Below are 9,918 nucleotides of genomic sequence, written 5' to 3' on the forward strand. Positions count from 1 at the left end.
AAATGATGTTCGCCACGGATTTTCACGGATAACCACACGGATGGCCGCAGATGAAGCTTTCTTTTCATCTGTGAATATCCGTCATAATCCGTCCCGCTTAGCGGGATCCGTGGCCCCCCTCTATAAGTGACCCCTTACCGCGCGGGGAAGTATATTCTAGCCCGTTCGCGGCGAAGCTGTTATACTTCGCCGTGGGCAATCCGGGGGTAAGCACGATGGAAAACAGGCAGATCGCTGACATCTTCACCGAGATCGCCGACATCCTCGATATCAATGGGGACAACCCGTTCCGGATACGGTCCTACAGGAACGCCGCCCGGGCGGTCGGAGACATGTCCGAAAATATCGCGGCCATGGCGCGCGAGGGGAAGGACCTCGAACAGATCCCGGGGATAGGTAAGTCCATCGCGGAAAAAATAAAAGAGATTGTCTCCACCGGCAAGCTGCGATTCCTCAATGAACTGAGGGCCGGCCTCCCGAGGGGCCTCCCCGAACTCCTGAAGATCGAGGGGCTGGGGCCCAGGAAGGTGAAGCTGTTCTACGAGAAATTGAAAATAGACACCGTGGACAAGCTGGAAGCGGCCGCGAAGGCAGGGAAGCTGCACGAGCTCTTCAGGATGGGGGACAAGAGCGAGGAGAACCTGATCAAGGCGATCGCACGATACCGGACGGGCCAGGGGCGTTTCAAGCTCTCGGTCGCGTTCGACTACGCGGAGTCCATCATCAATTATCTAAAGAAATCGAAGGGCGTGAAAGTAATCGAGGCAGCGGGTAGTCTCAGACGGAGAAAGGAGACGATCGGCGATCTGGATATCCTTGCCATATGCGCCGGGGGGACGGATATCATGGACCGCTTTGTCGGGTACGACGGCATCGAGGAGGTGCCGGCGAAGGGAACGACGAAGTCAAGCGCGCGCCTCGCCTGCGGCATCCAGGTGGACGTGCGCGTCCTCCCGAAAGAGAGTTTTGGCTCCGCGCTCCAGTATTTCACCGGCTCGAAAGAGCACAACATCGCGCTCCGCACGCGCGCGGTGGAGCGGAAACTCAAGATCAGCGAGTACGGCGTGTTCAGGGGCGCACGATGCGTCGCGGGGAAGAGCGAGGAGGAGGTCTACGCGGCGGTCGGGCTGCCGGTGATCCCGCCGGAGCTTCGGGAGAACCATGGCGAGATAGAGGCGGCGGAGAAGGGGAAGCTGCCCGACCTGATCGAGCTGAAAGATATTCGGGGTGATCTCCAGATGCACACGACCGCCACCGATGGGAAGGCGTCAATACTCGACATGGCGTCAAAGGCGAGAGAGCTCGGCTACGAGTATATCGCCATCACGGAGCACTCCAAGGCGGTCAAGGTGGCGCGCGGCCTCGACGAGAAGAAACTCGCGAAGCACCTGAAGGCGATTGAGAAAATACAGGACAAGATACCGGGGGTGCGGATTCTCAAGGGGATTGAGGTGGATATCCTCCCCGATGGGAGTCTCGATCTCAACGACGGGATCCTTAAAGAATGCGACGTGGTGATCGGCGCGATCCACTACCGCTTCAACCTTTCGGAAAAGGAGATGACGAAGCGGATCATCAGGGGAATCAGCAACCCGTGTGTGAATATCTTCGGGCATCCGACGGGGCGGCTCGTCCTCGAGCGCCCCAGCTATGAGGTGAACATCGAGGAGCTCGTCAGGGCCGCGAAAGATCACGGCGTCGCCCTGGAGATCAACGCGCACCCCGACCGCCTTGACCTGAGGGACATCCACGTGAGGCTCGCGAGGGATCAGGGCGTCATGCTGGTGATCTCCACCGACGCCCATTCGACCCAGAACCTCGAGTTCATGCGCTATGGCGTCTTCACCGCCCGCCGCGGATGGGCGGAGGCGAAAGACGTGATCAACACCTACCCGCTCCAGAAATTACTTAAGATACTGAAAAGATCGTGACACGCTTTGCGCGTGAAGAGTGAAGCGTAATAATTACATCGTGCGCTTCACGAACGACGCTTCACGAGTTATCGCCCCAGGCGCTGGCGGGTGAGGGCGTCGAAGAAGTTTGTGATATTCTTGCTCACCGGGGTGAGGGGGATGATGCTGATGGTGGGTTTTGAGAGCGTTCCCGTGACCTCGAACCGCGCCAGATTTCCCGAGATGCTGTCGAGGGCCTGTTGGACGAATAGATCGGCGATGTAGATCGGCGTCTTGCTCACCGGCCGTGCGTATAAAACGAGTTTGAGATCGCCCCTATAGCTGCTCCAGCCCTGCCCGTAGATATCCATGACGTCGCTGACGAGGCTGATCTCCTTGAAGGTGATGCCGTTCTCGGCGAGCGAAAAAGCGATCTTGCATTCCTGGAGCGGCTCTTGCCCTGCCCACAGTTTGAGCTGGAGGCGGGAGATGATCTGGAGGATGACGGGAAACTTCCAGAGTCTCGCGCCCGGTATCGTGAGTTCCCCCTGCCCCTCAAAGTTCCCAAGGCTATGGTCGCCGTGGAAAGACACCGTGCCGCTCCCCTTCCCCTGGAGCTGGGCCTCCTCAGTCCCAAGATTTTTGAGGAATTCGGCCATGTCAACGTTCGTGAAGGCGTAGCGGCTAAAGTAGGTAAAGGGCGCCTCGAGGCTCGCGAGACTGAAGCCCTCCACCGCTCCCTTGAAAAGCTCCCCCCGGAGATTATTTACCACAACCGAATGGGGATCGACGAAGATGCGTCCCGTCGCGCGGGAGACGGGGAAGGCGAGGTACGTGCATGACGAGTCCTTTGCCGTGAAGATAAAATTGTAGTCGCTCTTCTGCGTTTTTCCCCAGCAGTGGGTGACGGTCCCCGTGAGATCAAAGAGTCCTTCGGGGCGATAGCGATCCCACACGCCGCTCTCCATGAGGGGAAATTTCCTGATCCACGGTTCAGTGAGGTGGAGGTCTTTGGCATCGAAGAAGAGGGAGAGGGTTTCACCCCTCACGTCGATGTTCCCCTGCATGCGGTAGTTGCCCCAGAAGGGATCGTCCATGCTCCCCCGGATGGCAATCGTGTGTTCAGAAGGGAAGGGCATCAGCTCGCAGTTGAGCCCCTCAAATGTGTAGGTGCCGATCGTGACCCTGCCGTTTTTAAGATTGAAGGCGGGTGGCTTTCCCCCTCTGGGGGGAGCGTCACCCTTGATCACCCCTGCCCAGTTTGAAATACCCGCCGGATCTCTGAGAAAGGCGGCGGTCGCATTCTCCAGGCCTATTTCCTTTATCTGCAGCCGGAGCCGCAGCAGTGAGCTTAAGCGGGGCCTGATGCGGATCCGGTCGGCATGGAAAATCGCACTGCGTCCCGGCGCCCTCCTCACATCGAGCCCCTCCAGCGTGAGGCCGGAGAGAGGATGCAGGGACGCTGATCCGAGGTGTATGTCGGCGGCGAGGTGCTGCTCAAGAATGCTCTTGAGATTGTTCTTGAGTGCGGGGGGATAGAGGAATAGGAAATAGCAGGCGCCCGCTCCCGCGAGAATCGCGCATGCCATGGTGATCAGAGAACGCCGTATTCCGGACATGGGACTATTGTAATGGCGTTGCGCGATAGGGCAAAGCGAAAAAACGGGCGGCCGGTAAGCCGTCAGTCCTAAAGTATATGCTCAGTGATTTCCGTGTCTTCAGTGGTTAAATGTTTTTACCACTGAAGTCACTGAATGCGCTGAAATAGCAGGAGTTACAAGCGCCGCAGATGGCATGGATTGAAATAGCCGCGCTGATTTTCGGAACAAGGCGCACGGACTCAGGGCAATGCCGCGCCGCTGTTCACGGATTTTGAGGTGGCGGGGAGGGTAGGGGAGTCACTTTGGAAGCCCCGGGCTGCGTCAATGCCCCTTCAGAGGGATTTTTTCTCCTGCCCTCCTGCGCGGGTACAGGGTTCTTCTCCTGTCGAATGTCCCCGTATGCGGTCACTACAACCTTCTTCTGTTTCGGGTGGTCGAGGTGGAAAACGATAGTCGTTTTCATCCTGCCGCTCGGCGCAGAGGGTTTTCCAGTCAGGGTGAATGTGTGCGAGGGAGAAGGCGTTGAGGACGGCTCAGGCCGTATCGCGAAGTCCTTGTTCTCCACTTCGACACGCTCCACTTTGAATGATTGCCCCTTGGTGTTGGAGAGAGTGATCGTCCGGCTGATCTCCTGGCCGGTGGAGAGAGAGCCGAGATTGATGCGGCTCGGCGCTGCCTCGATATCCCCCCGCACAGTAATCCGGACGGGTATCTCGATTTTGGGCTTTGTGGCGCAGTTTGTCGCGATGGTGACATTTTCGAAGTATTGACCTGGCTCGATATCCGGCTTGAGGCTGATTTCGAGGGAGTAGCGTTTCTTCCCGTTCTCAGGCGCTTCCTCTTTGATCTGGGTGTTGACAAGATTGAGGCTAGCGGTCACCTCTCCAAGCTTCAGCTCTTCTTCCGTTGTTTGCGATATCTTTACGGTGCTCACGCTGGGCGTATCCTTGGCCTGGAGGGAGACACGGGACGGCTCTATGCCCACCGGAGGGATTATGAGGCCTTTGAGGGTGAGCGTCGCCCTCGGCTCGTTCGGGTCATTTGAGAGTACGTAAATGTGCTTGGTCTGCTGGCCCTGCCTGTCGCCCACGGTGAACGTCGTCTTTATCTCGCCGTTCCCGCGTGGCGGGACCACGTTCGCCGAAAGCAATGCAGCGGTGCACCCGCAGCTGGTGTTCACCTTGTCGATTTTCAGGTCTCCCTTCCCTTCGTTGCGGAATTTAAAAACGTGCTCGACCTTATCAGCTCCCATGAGTTTGCCAAAGTCATGTTCCTTTTCTTCGAAGACTATCTTTGGCTGCTCGCCCGCGGGAACCGCCGTCCGCTCCGGCGCGGCGGGCTCAACGACCCTGGGGAGAGGAGCCTTCTTGAGTTGGGGGGGCGGCGCTGCCGGCCTGCGCCCCATGGCGATAATATTTCCGGGAGAAATGAGAGAGACGGCGAGACAGGCTTGGATCACAACTATAATTCTTTTCATTCAGCAATCCTCCTCTATGATGATTATAGAAGCGCACACTATAGCACAGTTGCAGCGCATGTTCAAGCGGAACATTTGAAAAATGCGCGCATGATATATATCACTTGGCGGTCGATAATGCGTTACCTGCAAGGGTTACTCCCTGTATAATGGTGCTGTATGAAGAGACTCATTGTTCTGCTGTCTCTGGCATCCCTGCTGATCCCCGGAGGCGGGGCTCTCTGCAGGGCGGTCGGATTATGCTCCGCTGAGGCTGAAGCCCGCTACCGGCGCGGGCTTCGGTTGAAGAGGGCCGAAGCGTATGACGCCGCACTCAAGGAGTTCGAGGGGGCGATCGCGCGATCGCCGGATTATATTGCTGCCCACCGCGAGTACCAGAACATCATGCTTGATTTCGGATTTCAGGAGGAACTCGTACGCGATTATGGAGCGCGTATGAGGGAGGAGCCGGCGAGCGCGGCGGCCCACTACCTCTATGGCCGGCTCCTCGATGACCCGGCTCAGCAGGCTGGTGAATTTGAGAAAGCCCTCAGGATTACGCCGGACTTTCTCTGGGGGCATTATGGGAAAGCCATGATCGCCCTGCGCACGGGGAGGAACGACCTTGCGAAAGCTGAGCTCGCGAAAGCGCTCGCGATCGAACCTTCGTTATTATCCGCCCGCTGGGCGATGGGGCTTGTTGAGTCGGCAGTCGGCAGGCATGGCACTGCACTCTGGATTTTCGAGAAACTCCTCCGGGAGGATGAGTATTACCGGGAGGCGTATCAGTCCGCGCTCTCCGAATGTGTGTTCCTTGAACGGTGGGAGAGAGGGGGCATAATCAGCGAGCGGGCAGTGCGGCTCTTCCCGCGCAGCGCCGCGGTACTCGTATACCGCGGCTGCTTCCTCTCCAGGGCCGGGAAGCGCAAGGAGGCGATAGAGTCGTATGAGAAGGCGCTCGCGATCGAGCCCCTGCCCTTTATCTTCATGCGGGACCTGAGGCTCCTGTACGTAAAGGAGGGGATGTACAAGAGAGCGGTCGATCTCTGGAAAGATTCGTTCGGAGTGCAGATCGCATGCGGGGAGAACCGCCTCCTACCGCTGTGGCGTCAGCTTGAAGGAGCTGTCGGGAATGCCGAGGGTGGGAAGGATCCGGCGCGGCAGGGGGATCTCGCGAAGGCATTCGCGGCGATGGGCTGGTGGGCAGAGGCGGCGGCGATTGACGGATCCGGTGAGATGACCGGTGCAGCGGCTGCGCAACTTTCGAATGCCGGAGAGGGAGAGCGGCTCATCGCTCTCCTGAGCCGATATGGCAAAAGGCTCAGGACCGAGCTCGCGCAGAAGAAGAACCGCATCTCCTTCTCGCGTGCCGTGGCGGAACTTAAAGCGGCAACGGAAAAAGACCTGGGACGATCGCTGATTTCGCCTGGGGCTGTGTGCTCAGCCCCAGGGGTCCGATGGTTCGGGGAAAACACCGGGCGTCCGCAGCCGCTCCTGGATATACTGCGCGGCGGCAACAGGGAGATTATTTTTTTTGAAAATGTCTTCGGGCGGAGGATAAACTTCGAATTCGGCGAACTCCTCTCCTGCGAACTTCGGCGGAGCGGGGGCAATGAGTTCGGCTACTGGGCGGCAACGTGCTGCCTTTCCGGTGATGGTGTCATGGAGGGGGAGAGCGGCCTGGCCTATCCGCCCTTTACCGGCTACGCGATTTTCTACGATGCCACGAGGTGGACCCCGCTCTGCGACGTGAGGAGGAGGCAGAAAAGGAACCCGCTTGAGAGCGGCTGGTTCCTTGAGGAGGTCGGAGGTGCGCGGATCGGGCGGGGCGAGGTGCGCTATTCACGTATGCTCGAGAGGCGGCTGTTCGAAAAAGTGTGCCGAGACATTGAGCGGCGGGGAGGAGGATTCATCCAGGAGCGCCTTGAAGACCTCTGCGCCGCGATAGTCGCCGAGCATGAATACCAGCACCTCGTTGACCTCCGCCGCCACCTGCCCGTTTGGAATCATCCGGTCTCCTGCCTTGTGCTTGCGTGCCGCAACCTGTTTCTCCCGTCACTCATCGAGGCGTGCTTTGAGGAGCGCGCGATATTCCGCAGCCTCGCCCGCTGCCCGGAACCGCTCCTCGGCCTGCTCGCGTTACACGCCCAGCTTGAGGGGGGTGGGGGACCGCACCTCATTGCCTCTCGTCATGCACTGTCCCGGATTGTAAAATATATCGCCGCGCACCCTGAAATTTTTCCTGCGATTGACTGTGAGCGCAACATTCTCAATCAACTCTACCTCCTGAGCGGCGAGGAGGTGAGGGGAATCGCGCAGGAGATCTACAGCGCGGCCTTTGGCCGCAACCAAATCGGTCCCACCATTCCCTCTCCCTCTGATGGGAGAGGGCAGCCTGCCTACCGGCAGGCTGGGTGAGGGTTATTCTGAAAACACCCCCACCTTAATCCTCCCCCTTTTGAGGGGGAGGAATGTAGTCTGAAAAAAGTTTCTAAAAAAACTTTTGCGCCCTTGTAATACAAAGAGGCATGAGGGTTCCATGAGTGGTAAGGTTACGATAGGAGATTATTAATGAAACGGCATTTCTTCGAATGTGCGCTGGTCGCCGTTGCGGTCGCCATGTGTGGGTGCAGATCGGTGGGCGGACCATACCGGCCCATGCCGTGGCCGTCGGAGGTCGCAGGAGCAGCGCAGGGAAAGGCTCTGGAGACGCTGCGCCGCCTCATCTCGCAGTCGGTGGAGCGGTACGAAGGCGTCAATGATTACCGGTGCGTGTTCCAGAAGCGCCAGCGCGTCGGCGGGAGTCTTCAGGATCAGCAGCGCATTGTCCTCAAGTTCAGGAAGCCGATGAACCTCTACATGAGGTGGCTCACGAAGGCCCACGAGGGACAGGAGATTTTGTACGCGCCGTCGCGCTACGGCCGGAAAGCGCTCGCCCACCCCGGGGGATGGAAGGGCACTCTGATGCCCGCCATCCCGATCGACGTCGATGGCTACTTGGTCATGCGCGACAATATACATCCGATCGACCACGTCGGCATCGGCCATTTTCTGGGCGTCTTCGCAGAGAACGCCCGGCGGGCGCGAGCGGAGAAGACAAGTGCGCTCATTGACCGCGGCGAAGAGAGGGTGGGTGCTCGGCCGGCCAGGGTCATCGAGGCCGTGCTGCCGCCGGAGAGGGAGAAGGGGTACTACTGCTATCGGTGCCTGGTATGGTTTGATGAGGAGTCGCTTCTCCCCGTCAAGATCCAGGTGTATGACTGGGACAATAATCTCTCGGAGGAGTACATGTACGAGAACCTGGAGGTGGATGTCGGGTTGACTGACAGGGATTTTGACCGGGGGAACAACGAATATAACTTCTAGATTACGAGGCGAGCGGTAAGGATTAAGCGGTAAGCACTAAGCATTAAAACGCATAATAGCTTACCACTTAGTGCTTAATCCTTATGACTTTCTGTTTGGGATTTTGGATTTTGGATTTGGGATTTCTCTTACCGGTTGCTCTCCTCGATGAACTGTTCGAGTTTCCTGAGTGCTCCGCCCCCCGCGAGTGTTTCACGGGCTCTCTCGATCCCTTCCGAGACTTCTCTGGCCACGCCTGCCGCATAGAGGCCGGCAGCCGCATTGATGAGGCATAAGTCCCGGCGCGGCCCCGTGTCGGAGCCATCGAGGATGCCGCGAAGGATGGAGGCGTTCACGGGCGGTGTCCCCCCGCGCAGCGCATCGAGCGACGATACGGCTATACCGAGTGAGCGGGGGACGATTTCAATCCGCCGTACGGTTCCTTGCTCAATCAGAATTGCGTGGGTCTGCCCGGATGTGGAAACCTCATCCATCCATCTGCCTTCCACGCCCGGCTCGCCGCAGACAATGAGGGCGCGCGGCACGCTGAGGAGCGTGAGCGTCCGCGCCGCGCGCTCAAGTATCTCGGGGTGGTACACGCCCAGTAACTGGAAGGTGATCGGGGCGGGATTGCAGAGGGGGCCGAGGAGATTGAATACGGTGCGGAAGGGGAGGCCGCGGCGCACGGCGGCCACGTGTTTCATCGCGGGGTGATAGGAGGGGGCGAACATGAAGCCGATTCCCGTCCTCTCGATGCACCGGGCGACCGCTTCCGGCCCCAGATCAATGCGCACCCCGAGCGCCTCAAGAACATCAGCGCTCCCGCAGCAGGAAGTGCTCGCGCGGTTGCCATGCTTCGCGATCGGTATTCCTGCTGCGGCGAGGAAAAACATCGCCGCGGTTGAGACGTTGAAGAGGTGGAGGTCGTCGCCGCCGGTGCCGCAATTGTCCCCGAGGACCTCGCATTGCCCGCGGGGAGTGACGCGGATCGCCCGTGTCCGCATCACACGCGCCATTGCGGCGAGCGCCTCAGGCGCGCACATGTCGGGCCGGAGCGCGGTGAGGAAGAGGGCTGTTTCATAAGGAGAGCTGCGCCCGCCGATCATGATTTCCATGGCGCATTCCGCTTCCTCAGGAGTGAGTCCTCCCCCCTCGGAGATCCGCGTGGAGAACTCGAGCAGCTCTCCGCTCGCCGGCTCTCGCCCCGGCGGAAAGAGCCGCGGAAGTTGTTCCTGGATGAATTTTGAATAGTCCATGTGCGCCCCAGCCAGCCCCGTCGCCACAGCGAGGGATGCTTATTGGTAACTACTCAGGTAGTCAGAAGCCAGGAGCCGGAATCCAGAATGGATTGCGCATAAGCTTTTAGGAGCTTACTGACCTCTTCGAGTAACTGCATTAACCCTGAATTCTGGCTCCTGAGCAGTTACACTTATTGTAGCACATCGGCGTCGCACACACGACGTCACCTTTGGACGTTACCCGGACGTAATGGGTCACCCATCAAAGGCGCGGAGTCAATAGACATGATCTGGTCCCTCCCTCGCGCATGCGCGGGTTCAACTGCTTGCTCCGTTCACGCCAGCACTCGTGACTTGCCTGCTGCTCCATCCCGAGCCCGTTTCCT

The 9,918-nt window shown here is 59.0% G+C and carries 6 protein-coding genes; 3 read left to right on the forward strand and 3 right to left on the reverse strand.

Translation table 11 applies throughout. From position 1 onward, the window contains the following. The first annotated feature begins 215 nt into the window (after positions 1-215). The gene (polX, locus tag NTX71_02150; GenBank protein MCX6338705.1) at positions 216-1,931 is read left to right on the forward strand and encodes a DNA polymerase/3'-5' exonuclease PolX; all 1,716 of its coding nucleotides are present in this window, start codon (positions 216-218) and stop codon (positions 1,929-1,931) included. A gap of 68 nt (positions 1,932-1,999) precedes the next feature. Here polX and NTX71_02155 read toward each other — a convergent pair whose 3' ends face one another. After that, a complete protein-coding gene (locus NTX71_02155; protein MCX6338706.1) occupies positions 2,000-3,481 on the reverse strand; it encodes a hypothetical protein in 1,482 nt (493 codons plus the stop codon). Positions 3,482-3,755: 274 nt separating this feature from the next. Continuing rightward, on the reverse strand, positions 3,756-4,970 hold the full coding sequence (locus NTX71_02160; protein MCX6338707.1) for a DUF1573 domain-containing protein: 1,215 nt from the start codon (positions 4,968-4,970) through the stop codon (positions 3,756-3,758). 159 nt (positions 4,971-5,129) lie between these two features. Here NTX71_02160 and NTX71_02165 point away from each other — a divergent pair, with 159 nt between their 5' ends. Continuing rightward, positions 5,130-7,367, forward strand: a complete 2,238-nt coding sequence (locus NTX71_02165; GenBank protein ID MCX6338708.1) for a hypothetical protein — start codon at positions 5,130-5,132, stop codon at positions 7,365-7,367. A gap of 153 nt (positions 7,368-7,520) precedes the next feature. Further along, positions 7,521-8,315: a DUF1571 domain-containing protein gene (locus NTX71_02170; GenBank protein ID MCX6338709.1), complete on the forward strand. Its 795-nt coding sequence runs from the start codon at positions 7,521-7,523 to the stop codon at positions 8,313-8,315. 128 nt (positions 8,316-8,443) lie between these two features. Here the strand turns inward: NTX71_02170 and trpD are convergent, their stop codons facing one another. Then, on the reverse strand, positions 8,444-9,550 hold the full coding sequence (gene trpD / locus NTX71_02175; GenBank protein MCX6338710.1) for an anthranilate phosphoribosyltransferase: 1,107 nt from the start codon (positions 9,548-9,550) through the stop codon (positions 8,444-8,446). Positions 9,551-9,918 lie beyond the last annotated feature (368 nt).

Source organism: Candidatus Auribacterota bacterium (assembly GCA_026392035.1).
Lineage (GTDB): Bacteria > Auribacterota > Tritonobacteria > UBA1439 > UBA1439 > JAPLCX01.

Bases quoted from the DNA above. Each gene is read 5' to 3' on its own strand.
- polX (MCX6338705.1), top strand. From the start codon at position 216: ATGGAAAACAGGCAGATCGCTGACATCTTCACCGAGATCGCCGACATC.
- NTX71_02155 (MCX6338706.1), bottom strand. From the start codon at position 3,481: ATGGCATGCGCGATTCTCGCGGGAGCGGGCGCCTGCTATTTCCTATTC.
- NTX71_02160 (MCX6338707.1), bottom strand. From the start codon at position 4,970: ATGAAAAGAATTATAGTTGTGATCCAAGCCTGTCTCGCCGTCTCTCTC.
- NTX71_02165 (MCX6338708.1), top strand. From the start codon at position 5,130: ATGAAGAGACTCATTGTTCTGCTGTCTCTGGCATCCCTGCTGATCCCC.
- NTX71_02170 (MCX6338709.1), top strand. From the start codon at position 7,521: ATGAAACGGCATTTCTTCGAATGTGCGCTGGTCGCCGTTGCGGTCGCC.
- trpD (MCX6338710.1), bottom strand. From the start codon at position 9,550: ATGGACTATTCAAAATTCATCCAGGAACAACTTCCGCGGCTCTTTCCG.